Genomic DNA, 22,410 nt, shown 5'->3' with positions numbered 1-22,410 from the left:
GTATTTATTTGTGCGGCATATTGAGCTGTTTGCTGGCTGTGGCGGCCTTTCATTAGGTTTAGAAAGTGTGGGTTTTGAGTTTGTTTTAGGTAATGAATTATCACCTATGGCAGCAGAGACGTTTGCTTATAATTTCTTTAATGAAAATTTAAGTGACTTAGCTAAAGCCCAAGCAAAGCCGGAACGAGTGAAGTGGATTAATAGTCGCAATGATGACTTGAATGCTAGGTTACGAGAAAACCCTTTTGAATTTCCTACTATTGATGAGAGTGGTTACAGAGATTTACCTGTTGATGTTTGTGAATACGAAGGCAAGTTATTGGTTGGTAGTGTCAGGGAACTAAACACTCTTTTATCACAACGACCTGAGCTCGCTGATGCGTTACATAATAGTTTCGGGAAAGGTGAATTAACACTTGTTTCAGGCGGCCCACCTTGTCAGAGCTTTAGTATGGCAGGTGCACGTAAAAAAGATTGTGAAAAGAATACCTTACCTTTGGAATTTGTTTCTTTTGTTGAGCGTACTCGGCCGCGTTTTGCGTTGCTTGAAAACGTAACAGGTATTTTAAGAGCATTTCAAGACGATGATGGCAATAAGTACCATGCATGGTATGAAGTCGCGAAAGCTTTCGCTTCTATCGGGTACGTGCCGCTTTGCCTTCACGTTAATGCTCGTTACGTAGGCATTGCACAAAACAGACCTCGCTTTATTCTTATAGCTATTCGACAAGATGTTCATGAAGCTATTTCTGAAGCACAGCACTTGAATGAGCAAAGCCTTAGTCTACTCGCTTCATCCTTGCCGTTTTTTAATATGGTGCAAGAACAAGGCGCTGAATTAGAATTTGGCCATTTAGATTACTTTGATGTAGATAAACAACCAAAGGTATTCGAAGGAAGCTTTTTAGCTGAACTTGTCAATGGGACTCAGGTTTCTGTTAGTGAGGCAATTGATGATCTTCGAGGTGAAGGTATAGATCCATCTAACTTTGTTACTCAACTTAACAGCACCTTTGAATTGCCAGATAGAGGCGTTATTCCAAATCACGATAAACGTGCGAATGGTGAACTTGTGCAAAGGCGCTTTAGGCTTTATCAGGTGTTACAACAAGTTGGTAGTAAAGCTGTAAGCAAAGAGGTATTCGCTATTTTAAAAAGTGAATCTACAACCCTTAGTAGTGATGCATGGGCTGCACTTTCTAAGTATGAGTATTTAAATTTAGATGGTGAATTAGAGCTTATTAAAAGCCTTCAAGAGTTTATTAGTTATTTGAAACGTCACCCAACTAAAAAGCAAACACAGAAAGCTTTGACTCCAAACTCACCTGCACCAGCAGCTTTATCTATCCCTGATGATGCATGCCATTATCATGAAGATGAACTTCGTACACTTACCGTAAGAGAAATGGCGCGCATACAATCTTTTCCTGATAACTTCGAATTTCGCTCCAAGGTAACCACTGGCGGTAAAATGAGGCGATATGAAGTACCTCAATATACGCAGGTTGGTAACGCCGTTCCTCCATTGCTGGGAAGAAAGTTAGGTCAGATTATTTTGACGCTAGATAATTTATAAATGGATATTATTTAAATCGCAGTTGTTTGGATATAACTACTCATGTAAGAGTAACTTCAGTATAATTGCCGTCGTTTTTGTTATTAAGAGTATAAAATGATACGGAATTTGACTGCAGTGGATTTGTTTTCTGGGGCTGGTGGTTTTTCACTCGCCGCCCAAAATGCAGGGGTCGATGTCCTTGCAGCTATAGAGTTTGATCTAAATGCAGCTGAAACCTATCAAAATAATTTGGTAGACCGCCTTGGTGCACCTACACAAGTTTTTGCTCAAGATATTACAAAAAATCTAGATATAGACTCTATGATGCGATATCAAGGAATAAAGAAAGGTGAGCTAGATATTCTGCTAGGCGGGCCTCCTTGTCAGGGGTTTTCTTCCCATCGAATAAAAGGTTCTGGCAAAGACGATCCTAGAAATGCCTTGCTCATTCGTTATTTCGATTTTGTTCGTCATTTAAAACCAAAAACGTTTTTAGTTGAGAATGTCCCTGGGCTTTTGTGGGAGCGCCATAAAGACTATCTAAATAAGTTTATAGATCTTGCTGCTGAGCATGGCTACCAAATAGTAACTGGTGCGCCTATGATATTAAATGCAAGAGACTATGGAGTTCCACAAAACCGTCGAAGAGCTTTTATATTTGCAGTTCGTAATGATATCGCCAAAGGCGATATCGAGTGGCCACCAAAGCCAACGCACTTTAAATCTGGAGACTCTAAATGGTTGACAGCTTCAACGGTATTTGAAAAACCGCCGTCATCTATTTTAAATGGCTTTAAAAGCAGGCTCGAAACTAAATTTAATCTCTCTAGCAATGATTCAAACAAAATTGTAGATGAGCTACAATGGGGCAGGGCGCTAAATGTAGGAGACCCTTGTAACTTGAATATGTGTCACTCTGAGGTTATGAGAAATCTGTTTAAGAATACTCCGCTGCTAGGTGATAGGGATGAGTCAGGGCGAGAGTTAGAATGTCATAAAGGTTACTCAGGGCATAAAGACGTATACGGCAGGATTTATCCTCATATACCATCAAACACCATGACCACAGGATGCAATAACCCGTCAAAAGGCCGGTTTGTTCACCCATGGTTAAATCATGGGATCTCTCTTCGTCATGCTGCTCGTTTACAAACCTTTCCAGATGATTATATTTTCTCAGGCAAGATAATGTCTATGGCAAAACAAATAGGTAATGCAGTACCAGTAAAGCTAGCTGAAGCCTTAATTTTACAAATTCAAAGCATCTTAGATAGACGCTTTGAATAGTTTTAGTTCTCTTATTCTTTGTTGAGCAGATTGCCCTCTGATAAATCTAGTGTCAGAAAGTCGACTCCAATTCGACCTTCATAATGACTTTGAATATTTTGATATCTAGCTGCATATGCTGGTTTTAATAATGAAACAGGATAAACTTTTTCATCTCTCTGTATTACTTCTGGTAAGCCTGCTTCATCAACTTTTGTTTCAAAAGTTATTATTTCTTTAAAGTTAGCTCCATCATTGTACCAAGTCTCATCATCATGATTTTTCACGACCACTTTAACGAGTTCCGGCAGCTTTGATTCTTTATTTAAGACAGAAAAGGCTAGCTCTTCTCGATCTGGGGAGGTAATAAATATATATGAAGAATGATGCGCATTATGTAGAGCTTCAGTTATGTCTGTAACTCTAATTAATTTTACTAGAGTTAATGCTCGGTGTGGTTTAAGGGCTGAGATCCCTAAGTCAGTCTCTTGTCCTGGAATTGTATTACAGCTAGGAGTAACACATATGTACCAATTTTTTTCTGAGTCTATTAGGACACTTCCAGTAGTGATGTATTTGTGAAAATGTTTAGTCGTAGAAAGTTTCTCATTATAAGCATGAGCTATTAAATATAGGTCTTTGAGTTCAAGTTCTCTGTTACTTACATTTCTAGCTGACTCATTAAGTATACTTTTTTGAAATTCTTTATGCAGTTCAGGGGCTTGCTTAGATCGCTCTACATAATCTATAACAGGATCCGTTATTGCTCGAGCTGATGCTACGACGTCAGCAGCAAAATTAGAGTTATATAAGATCGAGTCTAACGCTTCATTTACTATGTTGCCTAAAAGCTCTCGAGCAACTCGTTCTTTATGTTTATCTTCTGACTGTAATATACCCCAAAGAAAAGCCATTTGATCTTTCTCTAAATAAGAAATTGCTTTTTCCATAGACAAGTTAGCATCTTCAATACGGTTTTGCAGATCCGATGTAACAACTCGATATAAGCTTGGTTTCCAATTACATAAAGCTGTTTTAATACTATCCCAAACTTCTGTCGGAGATTCTTTGTCAGTTTTCGAACATAAAACAATGAAAACGTCACCTGCTTGTATCCAGAGGCCTCTTTGGCCATGAATGCAACGCTGTGTATATTTTGTATCATTGAAATTTAAATGCGCGATTGATTTCTCTAGTAGTACCTTTAGATGCTCTTGCGTAGGCTTTTCTATATCAGACTCATCGCAAATCGCAGAAAAATCTTTACAAAAATCTCTTAAATTAGCATTGTCTAAAATGAATTCTGACTTCATTTCTTCTGTAACAAAATTATCCCATAACTCAATCCAATCAAGTGAATTTTCATTCCATTGCTTTATTAAATACGGATTCTTAGTAATGCCTTCTATATCTAGTTCTTTTTGGGAACCTCTAAGAGTAGTTGCGACCTCAAGCCAAACTGAAGATAGTTGTTCATTTGTATAAATAACCACCATATTCATGTGTTTACTAGAGCTTAGTTGAGAAACTAAATTTAGAGAGGCCTCAGCTCTGTTATTTTCGAACTGAGGTTTTAGATAATAATCTAGAACAATTAGATCACTTTTTCTGATTTTCTCATAGTCTAAGTTCGTTGTATCACTTTCAACGTCGCAAATTAGCTTGTTGTTATGAAAAAAGTTAACAAACTCTTTAGCAACATCGCTTCGTTGAACCTCTGTATTTATTTTATTTAACTCATCAATTTTACTTTTTAAATCAGCCAAATCAGATAAGTCACCATCTCTCAAATCATTTAATTTCTCAGAAATAGTTTTCTTGTTAGTAACTAGTTCTTTATAAGGAATATACTCATCATCAATCAATAACACAGATCTAATGGCATCATCACGAAACGCTTTTACTATTTTTTCTTTATACATTGCAGTCATTTTTTGATTTCCATACCACGAAATTGAATTACAAAGTTAGCGCCATCTTTGATGAGCTTTTCTTCTTCCTTTTCTGCGTACCAAATTTTATGGTGCGCAACGGAGAGGTTTTGCTTAGATAAGTAAAGGCCTACCCCGTTACCGTTTGAACGCCGGCTATAGAAAAGCTCAAACAGCCTATCGATGTCCTCCGCGTCTACCGCTGGTCCGCTATTTGCGATTACAACTAAGTCACCAATAATATCTATTCTTATTGTTCTATGCTCTGCAAGGCTAACCCAATATAGGGCATTATTTAAAACGTTTATAAATACAGGGATAATTCTAGATCTCACATCTACTACAACCATCTTTTCAAAGGTGGGGCTGATTATTAGCTCAACATTTTGTCGTTCAAACCGATCTCTGAAAAAAGTATTAATGTTTTTTATAATCTCGACACCAGTAATATCATCACGTGCTTGATAACCTGACAATTTTAAAGGAGATAGAAAGCGAAGGTAGTCAGTAAATTGTTTGTGTGCAGCCATGGCATTTTTAAAGCCTATTTGACTTTGCGCATCACTACTCATTGATTTAAGTGCGCGGGTAACAGCCTGATCTTGAGCATTTAGCTCGTGAGCAAGAACTTCAAAACTGATTCCTAGTTGCGCAAGGCTTCGAATTTGATTTATTTCTTTCTCTGCATTCACGCGCTCTTCCTCTGCTATTACAAAAGCAGAATCAAGGTCTATACCATTTTCAAGCTTATCTAAGGCTTGTAAAAAAGCATCGTATTTATAAGAAAATTCATCAGCGAGAGTTATGTAAATAGCATCTAAACTATTGAGCGTAGATGCTACATCGCTAGATTCAGTAACTGCATCTAAAATAGGAAGAGCCTCTTTCTCATACGCTTTTTTATCTTCTCTGGATTCGCTTATCCAGAAATTTTTAAGCCGTTCAAAAGTACTTTCAATATTAGTGGTGTAACGATTTAGCTGTTTATTGAGCGATGAATCACTATTTTTGTATTTTTTCTCAGCACTCTGTATTGGTGAAAAGTACTGCCCTTGAGCTTCAATTTTATTTAGCCTTTCTCTACATGTCTGCAATAACTCTGTTAGTTCGGCAAACATATCTCGGTAAGATCGATATTGCTCTTCTAATGGTTCAGTTACCTTTGCGGGCTTATTTGGCACTTTTAGATCTGTTCTTAGTGATTCAATTCGATCAATTTTTTTAATCAAGCTATCTAGCTGGTTAAGGGATATGGAAATATCACTCCCTAACTCAGTATGTAAGTTTTTAGCTTCTTCTACTTGAGTAGTTAATATGTCTTCATTTTTTTTCAAAGTTGAAGTAAAAGTTTTTACATTTACCCTAGCTGATGCTTTTTGTGCTTTTTTCTGTTTTTGTTTGGCTTTTGAAAGCGCTTCAAGAACAACTTGACGGTTATCTGATTTTGCACCGAAAAACTTATCAGCTAGATTTATTAATAGATTAATAACAAGAGATTTTAATTCTCTTGCTGCTTGATTAATAATAAAGCCTTCTCTACCTGCTTTATCTTTTAGACGATAATTATCTTGTTGATGAAGTGCTATGTGACCAAATAGTCGACGGTTTGACCAGTAGTATCGGCCAGCACTAATAGACCTTCTCTCCTCTATCTCAAAATAATCATTATCTACACGTCCGAAAGGTAGCACTCTTAGTCCATCTCGAGAGATCATAAATCCCGAATACTTTGCTGCTTGTTCTTTAATAGCAGCTAACTCTTCTGGGGTATGAGTTGATTTGGATTGATCAAATTCGAAAGCACCTAATTGTAGATTGAATTGTCCAGTTTGAGTGTATGCTGACATTCCTGAAGAGCGGCATGGGATTTCTACATTGTCGTATTCTACACCAAAAGCTCTAACAGCTCCTCTGAACCAGCCTTTTTCATCTATAACACCTTCAATTTTATGCTCTAAATTTGAGAAGTCGTTATAACCAAACACATCCCGATAATCTAAAATAGTGCTATAACTACCGGTGTTCCAAAACTCTCGGTCAAACTTTATTATTTCATAACGAAAGTTAATATTTTGATCATCTTCCTCTCTATCATAAGGGTTTACAAAAGCCCTTAATGTATCAACCAAACTTTCCTCAATTGCTATAAACTCATCTGAATCCCGCCCTAATTGACCCCTATTGGTTAAGAGCTCTAGATCTCGATTTAAATCTAATAGAAAAAGTGCAGTACCATGCGTTTGACCATCTAAGCTTTCAGCACTCTCTAAGATTTTACTCCATTGTTCTAGATAATGTTCATTAAAAGAAAATGATTCACTCAGGCGCTTTATTTTATCCTCAGTTGAGATAAATACACTGTTATTAGAATCACTTTGATGCGCTGCATAAGCTTCTTTTTCATCATCAGTGAAGCGCTCCCAAGCTCGTCTTAATATTAAGTCGTCAGGATTACTTTCTGAAGGTTCCAGGGCTAGATTGGATAACATATCTTTTTGTAATTCACTACAAAGTGCTGGTAACTGCTCTAATGAATCGAATTCACTCATCGGCACTTTAATATCATGTAGGCTGAGATAGGTATTTTCAAAAAGACGCCAGTCAATAAGCGCAGCGGAAAAGCGAGAATCTATTTTCTTAGTAACTATAAGAGTTACGGGAGCCAAGAAAGCTGTAGAAAGCCGGCCAATCCCTTTTTCACCCTGTGTAAAGCGGTCAGGTAAACCAAAGCGATCATTTTCTGGAAGCAGCTTTTTAGTTGTTTTTGATGCTGTACCAATTGTTAGCCAGCTGTCGCTTAGTTGCTCATATGTCATGCCACAGCCGTTATCAATAATAGCGCCACACTTAATATCAGCGTCATACAAGTGAAGGGCTACATCTCTAGCATAAGCATCGTAGGAATTTTTCCATAATTCACTGACAGCTGTAGGCGCATCGGCTATTTGGCCTTTTCCTAGGTGATCAATTGTCCTAGCCTGAGCTTTGAAGGAGACTGACTTTCTATTTGATTGTGAAATCATATCAAATGCTTACATCCATGGTTAATAAAATCATTCTATAAATTTTTACAGTTTTAGGCTAGCATACTTTCAATGCATTTAGGCTTTAGATATATTCTGAATAATCCTATTTATTAATGAGGTGATTTATTGTCTAGCAGAGCATCTAAAAAGAGTTTTAAATCAGCATAATCTTCAGACTCAAATAATACTTCACCGTTACCAGCATAAACCTCAGGTTCTTCATTAGTTCCCTCATTAATTGCATCTACAATTACATACCTAGGCGTATCTTCCTCTCTTTGTTCTACATCAGCATAATCTACCCATACTACGTAGTACTGTTCACCTACTTTAAAGTAAAAACTTGGGCATTGATCGTTATGCCAGCTTTTATCTATTAAGTAAGGGTGATTTTTTAAGTCAAAGCCTAGGTCAAAGTTTTGACCAAATTCTTGTTTGTATAATTCCATCTTAAACTCCTAATAATGAAAAAGAGCCACTCAGTTGAGTGGCTCTTTTTCATGTGTTTTTAAAATACTTCTATGAAGCTTTTTTGATCTTCATTTAAATAGTAATATTTCAATTTAAACCAGAGATTCTCTTTTAACTTGTGGAACCATGCCACATCTTCTTTTGTAGGTTTTTTTGATCCAACAATCCAAAATTCATCAGAAGGTTCTACGTCTGGATAGTACCCATACCTAAGTAATTGCCCTATAGCAGCTTCAATTTCTTCAGTCGCAGTTCTTTTATACTTTAATTCAGCTGTTATCTTTTTTGAACCATCGACTATAACTATATCTCTTTTAAAACTGAGATCATGGTATTGACGCTTTATAACTAATTCTGGGTTTTTAAGTTTGTACCATTGAACAAAATTATCTTCCATGAATTGTTCTTTCCTTTCACAGACCTTTTCAGATATAGCTCGTCTTATGTAAGTAGCTGGTCCTTCATTACGGACTTCAGATTGAATTTCATTATATAATGCATGATTTTCTTCGTCGTGAATAAAGCCATCACAGATGCCTGCTTTGATAAATGACTTTAATGCCTCAAACTGTTGAAGGTTATCTTCCTTTAGATAAAACAATATATCGTAATAGCTCTGTGTCTTATTGAAGCAATTTTCAGGTCGCAACAGTTGTGAAAGATCTTCCGAGTAGAAGTAATCTGGAATATCTAAAGCGTTAACTCCAAATCTCACATTTACCCCATTTTTAGATGGTCTAGGATCAATTGATACTCGGCCGTTTTTATTACTAGGTCCAAATTTAAACTTGGCATTACCATCATTAACCCAGCCTTTATTGCTTCCCCTGTAGTGCAAATGTAAAAAATCTATAATGCTGTCAAGTAAAGGCTTGTAATTTGGGTTTTTAGAAAGCCATAGCATAGCTTGTTCTTTATCTTCAATTTCAGTTGCTCGACCTATTTTAGAATTCTTTTCGTCCATACTCATTTTTCCTTCCTAATACTTTTAATAAATGGTTACTATCAACTATTTATAACTCTAGAGCTAATTCAGTTTTTTTAATAGAGTTATTTCATTAACGCCAATAAAGGTGCAAATTTTTATTATTTGTAAATAGTCGCAATTTTTTATAAAGAACTAAGTTAGTGTTTTGTAGTAAACTACTCACCATTAGTTGAGGTGATAAATCGAAATTATTCACCCAGTACCCCACATAGTACCCCATGGTGTTATGGGTTGAAATAAAAGGTTTATATATCAAATGAGTAGAGCAGGAATACAGTGGTTCCCTGGGCACATGAATAAAGCCCGAAATGAAATTAAAGAAATAATGCCACAAATGGATGTGATCATTGAAGTGCTAGATGCGCGCATTCCTTACAGTAGCGAAAACCCGATGGTGGCTACCCTGCGTGAAGGTAAACCGGTCATCAAAATTCTCAATAAAGCCGATTTAGCTGATCCTAAAATGACGCAAATCTGGAAAGACTATTTTGAGCAAGAAAATGGCGTAAAAGCCATTGCGTTTGGTAATGATAAAGCCGCAGAAGTGCATCGAATTAATGAACTGTGTAAAAAGTTAGTGCCGCATAAAGTCGGTGCCGATAAGCAAATTAAAGCCATGATTATGGGGATTCCTAACGTAGGTAAATCGACGCTCATAAATGTGCTTGCTGGGCGTATAGTGGCTAAAACCGGTAACGAGCCTGCAGTTACTAAGGCGCAGCAACGTATTAAACTTGATGATGGCATTATGCTTTACGATACGCCAGGGATGCTGTGGCCAAAAGTAGAGAACGAAAACTCAGGTTATCGTTTAGGCGCAACCGGTGCGATACGTGATACCGCTATTGAGTACGAAGAAGTGGCAAGTTACACCGCTGAGTATTTATTGCATGCTTATCCTGAGCTTTTAAAAGCGCGCTATAAATTAGATGAACTGCCAGAAAGCGATTGGGAGTTTGTTGAAATGGCGGGTAAAAAGCGCGGCTGTATTCGCGGTGGTAACCAAATCGATACGTATAAAATGTCGGAAATTCTAATTAATGAATTACGAGATGGCATTATCGGTCGTATTACCATGGAAACACCTACCATGCGTGAAGAAGAAGAGATAATGGTAGCTGGATTGCGCGCGGCAGCAGAGGCGAAAAAGCAAGCCAAAGAAGAAGAGAAAAAACAACGCCGAGCACGTGCACGAAAAAACCGCCGTTAATTTATAAAAGCTTAGGTTAAGGCCTTACGCGTTAAATTACAGACATAAAAAAAGCCCGTAAGGGCTTTTTTAGTTTCATATCTACCGTCACCGATATGAGCAATGTAGCAAGTAAATGAGTAGGGCGGAAACAGGTCATAAACAGCAAGGGGCGTTGTGGTTTATAACAGGTTTCCATAGCTGTTAGCGTGCGCCACACGTTTGTTTCAGGGTCGAGAAACAAATGAATTTTTCAGTCACAAGAAGCAATGCACTCCCTCTTGTTGATAGTGATTATCAGTTAGATTTGAGTGGCTGTCAACACCTTAATGAAAATGATTCTCATTAACTTTGGGTTGGTTTTATATTAAATTATAGGCATAAAAAAAGCCCGTAAGGGCTTTTTAGTTTCATATCTACCGTCACCGATATGAGCAATGTAGCAAGTAAATGAGTAGGGCGGAAACAGGTCATAAACAGCAAGGGGCGTTGTGGTTTATAACAGGTTTCCATAGCTGTTAGCGTGCGCCACACGTTTGTTTCAGGTCGAGAAACAAATGAACTTTACCGTCACAAAAAGCAATGTACTTCCTTCTTGTTGAGATTGATTATCAGTTAGATTTAAATAACTGTCAACACCTAAATGCAAATAATTCTTATTTTAACTTTTTGTTTATTTATAGCACTAAAGTAAGGGCTGATTTTTGCTGCAGTTCTCCTTATGCCAAGTTAAGTATTATAAAAATAATAACAAGAACAAAAATATGTTTTCTATTTGGTTTATTAGCCTTATTGCCGTGGTGTACCTAGGAGTATTATTTGCAGTGGCGGGGTGGGCAGATAGGCGTAAGGTGCTGCCATTCAAGGGCATGATTTATGGCCTATCATTGGGTGTTAATTGTACCTCATGGGATTTTTATGGCACAACTGCGCAAGCCGCAAGTAATGGTTGGTGGTTAGCACCAACTTATGCGGGCACTATTATTTATTTTTGGCTGGCAATTGTATTGCCGCATTGCACATATTTGTCGACAACAAAAACTCACGTCATTAGCTGATTTTATTGCTACGCGATATGGGCAATCGTCGAGTTTGTCAGGGCTGATCTCACTTATTTCAGTAATAGCGATTGTGGCGTATATCTCTCTTCAGCTAAGTGCAACTGCGCAGAGCACCAACTTAGTCACCGACCGAGCCCCTACTCAAAGTAACCAAGTGTGGGCTGATAGTACGTTTTATATTACGTTATTACTGGCTTTATTTGCGATTTTATTTGGCGCTCGCAGGCTTAAGCCCAGTGAGCATAACCCCGGGTTAATTGCCAGTATTGCCTTTGAATCGATTGTTAAGTTACTTGCCTTTATTGCGGTGGGCTTGTGTGTGTTTTTCTATATTTGATCGCCTCTAAATATAAGTCGGCTTATATCGCTGCAAAACATGGCGCTTTTCATTTATTAGAATGTGCACCCGGTGTGACTATTGATGAAATCAAAGCCAAAACTGCGGGTAATTTAGTTATTAGCGACAAATTCAAAACTATGAGTTTTGAGTGATTTTACTAACGATTTGTATGGGCAAAATAATTGTGTTTGCTTCATGTCATCATCCGATTGCGCTTTTGATGTTCAACAATGACGCTGATAAAGACTTAAGTCGTTTAAATACAGTTTATAATGTGCCTCTTTTAAGCCCATCTCATACCTCAAAATATCTTTAAAGCAAGTTTTTTATAAATTGATTGCATTTTAAGCGACTTCTATGGTGATGTTCGCTTTAAGTAATGCTATACTCCCGCCGAATAATTTATCGACTTTATTAAGAGTAAAATTAATGGCAGATTTATCGAAGTACAGAAACATTGGTATTTTCGCGCACGTTGATGCGGGTAAAACCACAACTACTGAGCGTATCCTAAAGCTTACAGGTACAATCCACAAAAGCGGTGAGACACATGATGGTGAGTCTACTACCGATTTCATGGAGCAAGAAGCTGAGCGCGGTATTACTATCCAGTCTGCGGCAGTAAGCTGTTTCTGGAAAGATCACCGTTTTAACGTTATCGATACTCCTGGACACGTTGACTTCACCGTTGAAGTTTACCGTTCACTTAAAGTATTAGATGGCGGTGTGGGTGTATTCTGTGGTTCTGGTGGTGTTGAGCCACAATCAGAAACTAACTGGCGCTACGCGAACGAATCAGGTGTTGCACGTATTATTTTCGTAAATAAATTAGACCGTATGGGTGCTGATTTTTACCGTGTAACTGAGCAAGTACAAAAAGTACTTGGTGCTGTTCCATTAGTTATGACTTTACCAATTGGTATTGAAGACGAATTCGTAGGTGTTGTAGACGTTTTAAACAAACAAGCATATGTTTGGGATGAGACAGGTCTTCCTGAGAACTACTCAATTGTTGACGTTCCTGCAGACATGGTAGAAAAAACTGATGAATACCATGAGTTCCTAGTTGAAACTGCTGTAGAGCAAGACGATGACCTAATGGAAGCGTACATGGAAGGTGAAATGCCTTCAGTTGAAGATATCAAGCGTTGTATCCGTAAAGGTACTCGTGACCTTGCGTTCTTCCCTACATACTGTGGTTCTGCATTCAAAAACAAAGGTATGCAATTAATCCTTGATGCTGTTGTTGATTACTTACCAGCTCCTACAGAAGTTGATCCTCAACCTCTTATGGATGAAGAAGGTAACGAAAACGGCGAGCACGCAATTGTATCTGCAGACGAACCTTTCAAAGCGTTAGCATTCAAAATCATGGATGACCGTTTTGGTGCGTTAACATTCGTACGTATTTACTCTGGTAAGCTTAACAAGGGTGACACTATCCTTAATGCATTTACTGGTAAAACTGAGCGTGTTGGCCGTATGGTTGAGATGCAAGCTGATGATCGTAAAGAGCTTACTTCAGCGCAAGCGGGCGATATCATCGCTATCGTTGGTATGAAGAACGTGCAAACTGGTCACACTCTTTGTGATCCTAAGCACCCAGTAACACTTGAGCCAATGGTATTCCCAACTCCAGTAATCTCGATTGCTGTACAGCCTAAAGATAAAGGCGGTAATGAGAAAATGGGTGTTGCTATCGGTAAAATGGTTGCAGAAGATCCATCTTTCCAAGTTGAAACTGATGAAGATTCAGGTGAAACTATCCTTAAAGGTATGGGTGAGCTTCACTTAGATATCAAAGTAGATATCCTTAAGCGTACTTACGGTGTAGACCTTATCGTTGGTCAACCACAGGTTGCTTACCGTGAAACTATCACTCGTGAAGTCGAAGATAGCTACACGCATAAGAAACAATCTGGTGGTTCTGGTCAATTCGGTAAAATCGATTACCGTATCAAGCCTGGCGAAGTGGGTTCTGGTTTCACGTTCACATCTTCAGTTGTTGGTGGTAACGTACCTAAAGAATTCTGGCCTGCAGTTGAGAAAGGCTTTAAGTCAATGATGAACGAAGGTGTTCTAGCTGGCTTCCCAGTACTTGACGTTGAAGTTGAACTTTTCGACGGTGGCTTCCACGCCGTGGATTCATCAGCAATCGCATTCGAAATCGCAGCTAAAGGCGCTTTCCGTCAGTCTATCCCTAAAGCGGGTGCACAACTTCTTGAGCCAATCATGAAAGTTGACGTGTTCACGCCAGAAGATCACGTAGGTGACGTAATCGGTGACCTTAACCGTCGTCGTGGTATGTTAAGCAACCAAGAAGCTGGTTTAACTGGCGTTCGCATTAAAGCAGACGTACCGTTATCAGAAATGTTCGGTTACATCGGTTCACTACGTACAATGACATCAGGTCGTGGTCAGTTCTCTATGGAGTTCTCACACTACGCACCATGTCCACAAAACGTAGCTGACACAGTAATTGCTGCAGAAAAAGAGAAAAAAGCAGCTAAGTAATTAGCACTTTAACTCTTTAAAAAAACCCGCACGTGTTGCGGGTTTTTTATTGTCTGAAGGTTATTAAGCTCGAAAATTAAAACGTGCGGTCATAAAAAAGGAGCAACAGTTAGTTGCTCCTTTTTTATTTATTATGGCTATACAAATCTTTAAAATAGCTGACTTAATTAAGCGAATTGGTATTAATTTAGCTTATTAGCTGTTTTTGTGATGAGTGCTTTAAACTTCTTACGATGTGATTCACCACTAAAGCTCTGAATAGGCATGGTTACTTTATGTTCTTGTGGTAACAGCGGTATTGCTGTTGAATAACGCCCTGCAGGTGGAACGGTTATCTCTTTGAGGTGTACTTTAAGTGCCGCTAATGTTGCATCATTATCAACTTCACTCGGGCAGAGAAAAATTCCCCACTGCCTGAGCTTAACGCCTAGCTTGATACTACTTGAATAGCGCACAATAGGTGCAGCGAGTATGAGCCCTAATAAAATAGGAGATAACCACCAAAAAAAGACCGGCGTAAAGTAATAAGCAACGCTACCCCATACAATGGCAACCAGCGAAGAAAGCAATGTATAACTAAACGCTTCTTTCCATGGCACCATTCTGCCTTCACGCGGTTGAGCGTCCCATTTTACTTTTTTACCTAAAAATACACAGACTACAAAATACGCATGAAAAACCATCATTAATGGTGCCACAATAATGGCAAACACGGTTTCAATTATAGACCCTAAAGTAAGTTTTAATGCACCACCAAAGCGCTGCTTTCTATGCACTAAGGTAACAATCACGCCCATGAGTTTAGGCAATAATAAAATAATGATAGTTAAGTAAAGTAATGAGTCAATGAGCTCTGTTTTGGCTATTTGCCAAGTTGGAAATAGTTGATAGGCGCGATTAAAATAGACATCGCTATTTAAAGCGCGTGTTACCGCGTCTATGGTGCTTAACGCCAGCATAGATAACCAAATGAGTGATGATATATACGCGGTTGCACCCAGTAAAAAATGCAGCTTACTCATTAGCTTTAATTTTGCTGATGATAATAAGCCAAGATGTTGAATATTACCTTGAACCCAGCGTCTGTCGCGTACAGCATAATCTAATATGTTGCTCGGAACTTCCTCGTAACTGCCCTCAATATCGGCAAGTAATAATACGTCCCAATTCGCGCTATGTAATAAAGAGGCTTCCACAAAATCATGACTTAAAATTTCACCACCAAAAGGCGCTTTACCTTTTAGTGTTGGCAAGCCACAGCAATCAATAAATGCTTTAACGCGAATAATGGCATTATGGCCCCAGTAATTGGCTTTATCGGTTTGCCAAAAAGCAGATCCGGTAGCTAACATTGGACTATAAAGAATTGAAGCGAACTGTAAAAAGCGTCCAAAAAAGGTATCTTGGCGCACAGGAATAGGGATAGTCTGAATCAATCCCGCTTGTGGATTATTCAGCATACTGGTAGTGAGCTCTAGCATGCACTGACCCGTCATCACACTATCAGCATCCAATACAATCATATGCTCGTATTGGCTACCCCAGCGCTCGCAAAAGTCGGTTAAGTTACCCACTTTACGATGTTTGTTATCTTCACGGCGACGATAAAATACCTGCTTTGCAGTATCACCTAAGCGCTCACATAACGCATGCCATGCACTTAATTCATTACTAGCAATAGTTGCGTCTTGTGTATCGCTTAGTAAATAAAAATCAAAGTGTTTTAATTGCCCTGTCGCTTTTAATGATTGTAAGCTGACTTCAAAGCCTGCAATCACTCTGTGCGTATCTTCGTTATATATAGGCATAACCACAGCCGTTTTTTGCTGTGACAATGCTTCACTGTTAATAGAGACCGGCTTTATTTTTTTAAGTGTGAGTGGATCTATCCGAAATAGCTGCAGTATAAAACCAATACAACCACTACAAAATGCGGTGACTATCCACGCAAAAGTAATAGAAAATAAAGCAAGAAGTGCATACTCAAGTAAGGTCATGCCATTTGAATTTAAAATTTCAAACATAATTGAAATGCCATAGCCTGAAAGACCAATAGCAGCGATAGCAAATAACCACACACGAAGTGTTTTAAAAGGCATCGGCGTGCCTGCGCTTTGTTTACTTGATGTCATTTGGATACCAAACATAGCTCCATACCTCGCTCACTTCTTTATTACGTAGCTTTAACGATAAACGCATATCTACAGGATCACTACCTTGGGGAGCGACTTTAAAAGCAACACGCCAACCTAATGATTTTGGTAATTTTTGCACTGTAATATCGCGGGCTTCACCGGTAGTAAGCTGAAGATCTGCGCTAAGTGCTAATTTTGCTGATAACTGATTGATATCAGGGCCGGTAAAGTCAACAGTAAATTGACGATGGCTTTTTGGCGGTGGATTATCTTCACCAGGTAATGCGGCACTACCAATACGCGTTCTAGCTACTTTGGCCAAATTATTTTGGCTTAGATAATCATTAAACGTCGTCATTTTATAGCTAAACTTTAATGCCTCTCCTGCTTTGAACGGCTTTTCAGGAACCCAATAACTTACAATATTATCGTTTGTTTCAGTATCTGTTGGAATTTCTACTAGCTCAACACGGCCATTGCCCCATTCACCTTGTGGTTCTATCCAAAGGCTAGGGCGGTTGTGGTAATGCGCTTCGATATCAAAGTAGTTATTGAATTCACGGTCACGCTGCACAAGGCCAAAGCCTTTTGGATTCTCATATGAAAAAGAGGTTACACTGAGTTGGGATGGATTATTAAGCGGACGCCATACCCAATTACTCTCTTGTGACTGCGTGAGCAAACCATCTGAATCATGTACTTCAGGGCGGTAATCATCAAAAAACTTAGTGCTATTTTCACCGTGATAAAACATGCTCGTTAATGGCGCTATACCTAGCTTTTTAACATCTTTACGCGCAAAAATTTGCATGTCGACGTTAACACGTGTCTGTGTGTTTGGGTCTATTTCAAACTTATAGGCTCCCGCTACCGATGGGCTATCGAGTAAAGCAAAAATAGTAATATTAGTTTGCTCTGGTGTTGGTTTTACTAACCAAAACTCTTTGAATGAAGGAAACTCTTCACCAGATGTTTGTGCGGTATCAATTGCCAATCCGCGTGCTGATAAGCCATAAACTTGATTAGGTCCAACTAGGCGAAAATAAGAAGCGCCCTGAAACACCATAATTTCATCTTTATAGTCATCGTTATTTAGTGGGTAGTGCAATCTAAAACCAGCATGCCCTAACTGTGTACCTTCAACACTTTTCGCTATTTCATCTTTTAGGTGTGCTGCTGTTCCATCATATTGATAAAAGTCTGTGCTAAATGGGAGACGGCTAAGTTTGGCATCGTGATCAACGATATTGATTTTGACTGGGGTTTTATATAAAAAACCTGGGTGAAACAGTTGCAGCTCATAAAGCCCTTCATCTTTCCATACCGATTGATCGTGTTTGAAGCGGATTGAGCGGTAGTCTTGATAATCAATACTATTGAGCGCTTCTATTTGTATGTTTTTAGGTGCAATATAATCTTGCTCAGCAAGCTTTTTAGCACGCGCACTTATCACATCAAATAAGCTGCCTTGTGGTATTGCCGCTTCTAATGAGGTTGCTGCAATGGCGTTGTTCGTTCCCCACAGTGAAAAAACTATCAACATCCCTACCAAAGGTTTAAAAGCCCTTTGACAAGTTGATATAAGGTGAATGCGTTCTTTCATTTTGAATCCTTTATAAAAATATATTTACAGCGAGAGTAACGTCTATCTCAATGGTTTTTATATGGGTTAGCAGGACTGGGCAATTATCGTTTTAGCGCTGGTGTAGTAACGCAGCTTCACATTTTGTATTTATTGAACAATAAATGAAAGGTGTGAAATTTGATAAAGGCCATATCAAGGTTTGCATAGATAGTAAGCAATGTTTGCTGAAGCTTGTCTGAATTACATTTGTATAAAAAATAAAAAATAAAAAATAAAAAATAAAAAATAAAAAATAAAAAATAAAAAATAAAAAAGCCGCGAAAGCGGCTTTTGAGTAACTATATAGATATTTTAGGTCACAATACCTAATTGTTAACCGACTAATTAAGCTTAATCAGCATACTTTGTTGCTTTGTACGTTAATTTAACATTACCAAAAGGAATGGCGCCGTTTACACGCACTCGCCACTTACCTTCTTTAGGGTTGGTAAATGAACAACTTTCGCTATTACCGAAGCTTATTGAGGCGCAATCTTTTCTGAAAAGAGTCGGGTTTCTTTTATGGCGTACAAATAAGTTTGCATCACCCCAGCCACCGTCAAGGCTAACCGTTAGCTCGTCATAACCTTGTGGGATTTCAAAGCTGTAGCTTTTCCACCAAAACCACCCGCCAATATTATTAATTTCGCCAATAATTACTTCAGGTTCTGGCTCAGGTGGCGCGATAATGGTCGAGCGAATATCGACAATAACAGGGTCATGATCTGACGCTCTGTAAGGACCTTGAGCATATAAGGTTGATTGTTGTGCGTCAGATTTAAATTCAACGTTATAATCAAGCGAGATAGGCTCATCGGCATTAATGTGCCAATCGGTTGCACTGACTACTTTATTTAATAAGCTTGGGCTGACTAGGGCGTGATCTAAACTACCCGCTCGGCCAGAAAAGCTATAAGAGTAACCTAAAGTGTTGCCATCTAGCTCAGCAACCACATTTTTAAGGCCTTTATCAGCAAATGCACGGATAGGATCTTCCATTGCATAGGCGTTCATGTCGCCAACAAGAATGATATCTTCATCATCAACCCCTGTTGGTTTGCTATTTAACCAATCAGCAAATGCATTGGCGCCAGCAGTTCGAATTTCGTTCCAACATGCTTGGCCGTCATTTTGATCAGCGTTTCCACCAGTTGCACTACCACAACCACCTTTAGATTTTAAGTGAGCAACGGCAACAGTAAAGACTTCTTCTGTCTCTATAGACTTAAAGCTTTGCGCAATAGGTGCGCGATTACTGTAGTCAAAAGGCGCGTCAGTTGTAATCGCTGCTGTTCCTACTTGCTGTACTTTATCAGCACGATAAATAAGCGCGGTAGTAATGGCGTCGGTGCCGATTTTATCAACGCCAAAGTCCACAAATGCATATTGATTTTGACTGTCGGCATCATTAAGTGCATTTACTAAGCTTGCAACAGCACTAAATTCACCAAAGCCGTCATTTTCAATTTCCATTAAGCCAATCACATCAGCTTGCATAGCACTGATAGCACTAACTAGCTTGGCCTGTTGACGAATTAATTCTACTTCTGAGTCAGCGCCTCGGCTAGTTGGGAAACCGCCGCCTTGGCCGTCGCCATTAAAGTAGTTAAGCACGTTAAAGCTGGCAACACGTAAATCAGCGTCAGGGTTTAACTCTGGCGCATCGGTGCGTGGATTCGTAGCTATAAACTGAGGTGTGACCGTTGGGTGAATACGGTAAGTGCTAAAACTGTACGCTAGGGCGCCAGTAACGGTATTTACTGTATCGCCAGTACGCAGCGTATTCTCTGCTGATAATCCTGGTACAGGGTAAGCAATAGGGTCGCGATTTTGACGAGTTGAGCCATCATCTACGAGTATTTTTTTAGTTAGATTTTGCGCTTCAACCGCATTTGCTGCCGCACCAGGAAGTGCAACTTGTGTCCCTTGATATAAACGTTCGGTGGCAAGCTCTAATTCACCGTAACGACCTAAACCATAGTTATTCGTGACAACTAATGGCTGCTCTAGGGTCACCAACATACCTTCAAATGCTTCTAACTCACTTTGATCGATAACGGGTAAAGTGATTTTAGTAGGATAAGCTGAAAGGCCAGTATCACAAATAGCAACTTGGCTAACATTACCAATTTGGGTGGCATCAAAGTACTCTTCAACAGTACCTTGTACGCGAACATGGTCGCCAACATTAACATCAGTATTGGTAAAGTAAACAAATACACCTTCAGAAGTAAGGGGATTTGCATCTTCATCACTATTAAGTGAATTTACAAAAAAGCCTTTGAGCTGATCATCTGCTTGGAAATCAGCTGTCACAACGCCTTCAAATTCAACCACAGTGTTAACCAGTGGACTGCTTGCGCCTTCACCTTGAATACTGCTAATTAATGTTTTATCAGCGCCACATAGTAAAGGATCTTCAGGTTCTGGCTCAGGATCTGGATTAGGTGAAGAATTCCCTGCAAAGATACCTAGATCACTAAAATCATCTTGATCAAATTGCAGCCATAGCTCACTTGGATTAAAAGCGCCATCGGCATCAGTGCGTCCGTTTAATTGAGTTTCTTTACGGCGCAGTGTTTTATTTTGCGTTTGTACGCCACCTTCAGACCAAAATGAACCTGGATCTACGCCGCGTTGACCAAAGCTATCAATAACGGTTGAGCCTTGCGTAAGTACCAGTGCGTCATCACCATTAAAGTTAGTGACGGCGCTGAGTTGATCTGCTTTTTCTTTTAATTCAACTGAAGCATTACCATTAACAATGACATACGTGCTATTAGCAGCAAGTTCACCGGTTAAATCGAGCGTATTGTTTGCCTCTGTATTGCCATTTGAATAGAGGCTTAGGGTATAGCCATCCAATGACAATGGGGTTGTCGAATTATTAAATAGTTCTACTGCTTTATTATAGCTACTGCCCTCTACGTATTCTGATATAACGAGGTTTGCGGTAGCGGGTGCACTGAGGCTTGCTAACACAAGCGCCAATGGCGTTATTTTTGTTTTCAACATTATTATTTTTTCCCGTGTTTTTGTTTCCCCAAATGGGACGCTTAGTGTAATGAAAAATGATTACAAATAGAATACAGAATGTTAACAATATTAAGTTTTGTTATTTTTTGAGGTAGAACGTACAGTTGTGTGTTTGGTTTTAGGTAAGGCAGAGCCTGTGTAGTGTGATTACTATCTATAAAAATAGGGGGTAACGCTGCATAAATGCCAACTATGTGTTGTTCTTAAACATAAAAAAAAAGGGCAATAAAGCCCTTTTATATCAATATGTTTTTATTACTTATTTAAATAGCGGGCAGCCTGCTTTGCAAAGTAAGTAAGAATGCCATCAGCACCTGCACGTTTAAATGCTAATAAAGATTCCATAATAGTGGCTTCCTCACTCAGCCAGCCGTTATCAATAGCGGCTTTGTGCATCGCGTACTCACCACTTACCTGATAAGCAAATGTTGGTACACCAAATTCATCTTTAACGCGGCGTACAATGTCTAAATAAGGCATACCTGGCTTAACCATTACCATATCGGCGCCTTCTTGCAAATCAAGAGCCACTTCGCGAATAGCTTCATCAGAGTTGGCAGGATCCATTTGGTAAGTTTTTTTATCAGCGCCTTTTAAGTTTCCTGCTGAACCGACAGCATCTCTAAATGGGCCATAGTAGCTTGATGCATACTTTGCTGAATAGGCCATAATGCGAGTGTTAATAAAGCCATCGGCTTCAAGGGCTTCACGAATTGCACCAATACGCCCGTCCATCATGTCCGATGGGGCAACAACATCAGCACCTGCATGTGCGTGTGATAGCGCCTGCTTAATTAAAATTTCGGTAGTGACGTCATTAATTACATAACCTGCATCATCAAGAATGCCGTCTTGACCATGCACAGTAAATGGGTCAAGTGCAACATCGGTGATCACGCCAAGCTCAGGAAAGGTTTCTTTTAATGCGCGAACAGTTCTTTGTGCTAAGCCATCATCGTTATACGCTTCTTCAGCGAGTAGAGACTTTTTATCTGCAGGGGTAACAGGGAAAATAGCAAGCGCAGGGACGCCTAAATCAACTAATTCTTTAGCTTCTTCTAGCAGTAAATCAATTGACAAACGTTCAATGCCGGGCATCGATTCAATACTTTCACGACGGTTTTTACCTTCAAGCACAAAAACAGGGTAAATAAGATCATTAACACTCAGCTGATTTTCAGCCATAAGGCGACGAGAGAAATCATTACGGCGCATTCTACGCATGCGAGTATATGGGAAAAGGTCTAGTCCAGATTGGGCCATAAGTTATA

13 protein-coding genes are annotated in these 22,410 nt (G+C 39.1%); 5 read left to right on the top strand and 8 right to left on the bottom strand.

The features are described 5' to 3' along the window. Positions 1-10: 10 nt before the first annotated feature. The gene (locus MTN97_RS12745) at positions 11-1,576 is read left to right on the top strand and encodes a DNA cytosine methyltransferase (protein WP_248474538.1); all 1,566 of its coding nucleotides are present in this window, start codon (positions 11-13) and stop codon (positions 1,574-1,576) included. A gap of 96 nt (positions 1,577-1,672) precedes the next feature. After that, the gene (locus MTN97_RS12740) at positions 1,673-2,845 is read left to right on the top strand and encodes a DNA cytosine methyltransferase (RefSeq protein ID WP_248474537.1); all 1,173 of its coding nucleotides are present in this window, start codon (positions 1,673-1,675) and stop codon (positions 2,843-2,845) included. Between the two features lie 11 nt (positions 2,846-2,856). Here the strand turns inward: MTN97_RS12740 and MTN97_RS12735 are convergent, their stop codons facing one another. The 4 genes from MTN97_RS12735 to MTN97_RS12720 form a co-directional block, all read right to left on the bottom strand. Then, positions 2,857-4,755 (bottom strand): response regulator receiver domain, encoded by a 1,899-nt coding sequence (locus MTN97_RS12735; RefSeq protein WP_248474536.1) that lies wholly within the window; start codon positions 4,753-4,755, stop codon positions 2,857-2,859. After that, positions 4,752-7,778, bottom strand: coding sequence for a sensor histidine kinase (locus tag MTN97_RS12730; RefSeq protein ID WP_248474535.1), 3,027 nt, complete (start codon positions 7,776-7,778; stop codon positions 4,752-4,754). The genes MTN97_RS12735 and MTN97_RS12730 overlap by 4 nt, the downstream gene beginning before the upstream one ends. A 113-nt stretch (positions 7,779-7,891) precedes the next feature. Beyond that, positions 7,892-8,230 carry a hypothetical protein gene (locus tag MTN97_RS12725; protein WP_248474534.1) on the bottom strand — a complete coding sequence of 113 codons (339 nt, stop codon included), beginning with the start codon at positions 8,228-8,230 and terminating at the stop codon, positions 7,892-7,894. Between the two features lie 59 nt (positions 8,231-8,289). Further along, on the bottom strand, positions 8,290-9,222 hold the full coding sequence (locus tag MTN97_RS12720) for a hypothetical protein (RefSeq protein WP_248474533.1): 933 nt from the start codon (positions 9,220-9,222) through the stop codon (positions 8,290-8,292). A 274-nt stretch (positions 9,223-9,496) separates the two neighbouring features. On the opposite strand from MTN97_RS12720, the gene ylqF reads away from it, so the two are divergent. The 3 genes from ylqF (at position 9,497) to fusA (ending at position 14,344) form a co-directional block, all read left to right on the top strand. After that, positions 9,497-10,450 (top strand): ribosome biogenesis GTPase YlqF, encoded by a 954-nt coding sequence (ylqF, locus tag MTN97_RS12715; RefSeq protein WP_248474532.1) that lies wholly within the window; start codon positions 9,497-9,499, stop codon positions 10,448-10,450. A gap of 948 nt (positions 10,451-11,398) precedes the next feature. Further along, complete coding sequence (locus MTN97_RS12710; RefSeq protein WP_409418113.1) at positions 11,399-11,827, top strand: hypothetical protein; 429 nt, start codon at positions 11,399-11,401, stop codon at positions 11,825-11,827. Between the two features lie 432 nt (positions 11,828-12,259). Next, positions 12,260-14,344 (top strand): elongation factor G, encoded by a 2,085-nt coding sequence (gene fusA, locus MTN97_RS12700; protein ID WP_248474531.1) that lies wholly within the window; start codon positions 12,260-12,262, stop codon positions 14,342-14,344. A 182-nt stretch (positions 14,345-14,526) separates the two neighbouring features. Here fusA and mdoH read toward each other — a convergent pair whose 3' ends face one another. From mdoH to hemB, 4 genes are all read right to left on the bottom strand, one after another. Next, the gene (gene mdoH / locus MTN97_RS12695) at positions 14,527-16,491 is read right to left on the bottom strand and encodes a glucans biosynthesis glucosyltransferase MdoH (protein ID WP_138627375.1); all 1,965 of its coding nucleotides are present in this window, start codon (positions 16,489-16,491) and stop codon (positions 14,527-14,529) included. Beyond that, entirely contained in the window at positions 16,463-18,082 is a 1,620-nt protein-coding gene (locus MTN97_RS12690) for a glucan biosynthesis protein G (protein WP_036980625.1), read from the bottom strand. Before MTN97_RS12690 ends, mdoH begins: the two co-directional genes overlap by 29 nt. 372 nt (positions 18,083-18,454) lie before the next feature. After that, on the bottom strand, positions 18,455-21,118 hold the full coding sequence (locus MTN97_RS12685) for an ExeM/NucH family extracellular endonuclease (RefSeq protein ID WP_248474530.1): 2,664 nt from the start codon (positions 21,116-21,118) through the stop codon (positions 18,455-18,457). 276 nt (positions 21,119-21,394) lie between these two features. Then, a complete protein-coding gene (gene hemB / locus MTN97_RS12680; RefSeq protein WP_248474529.1) occupies positions 21,395-22,402 on the bottom strand; it encodes a porphobilinogen synthase in 1,008 nt (335 codons plus the stop codon). Between the last annotated feature and the right edge of the window lie 8 nt (positions 22,403-22,410).

The organism is Pseudoalteromonas sp. 2CM36K (assembly GCF_023161865.1).
Taxonomy (GTDB): domain Bacteria; phylum Pseudomonadota; class Gammaproteobacteria; order Enterobacterales; family Alteromonadaceae; genus Pseudoalteromonas; species Pseudoalteromonas tetraodonis.
This window is presented reverse-complemented; position numbering and strand designations above follow the sequence as displayed.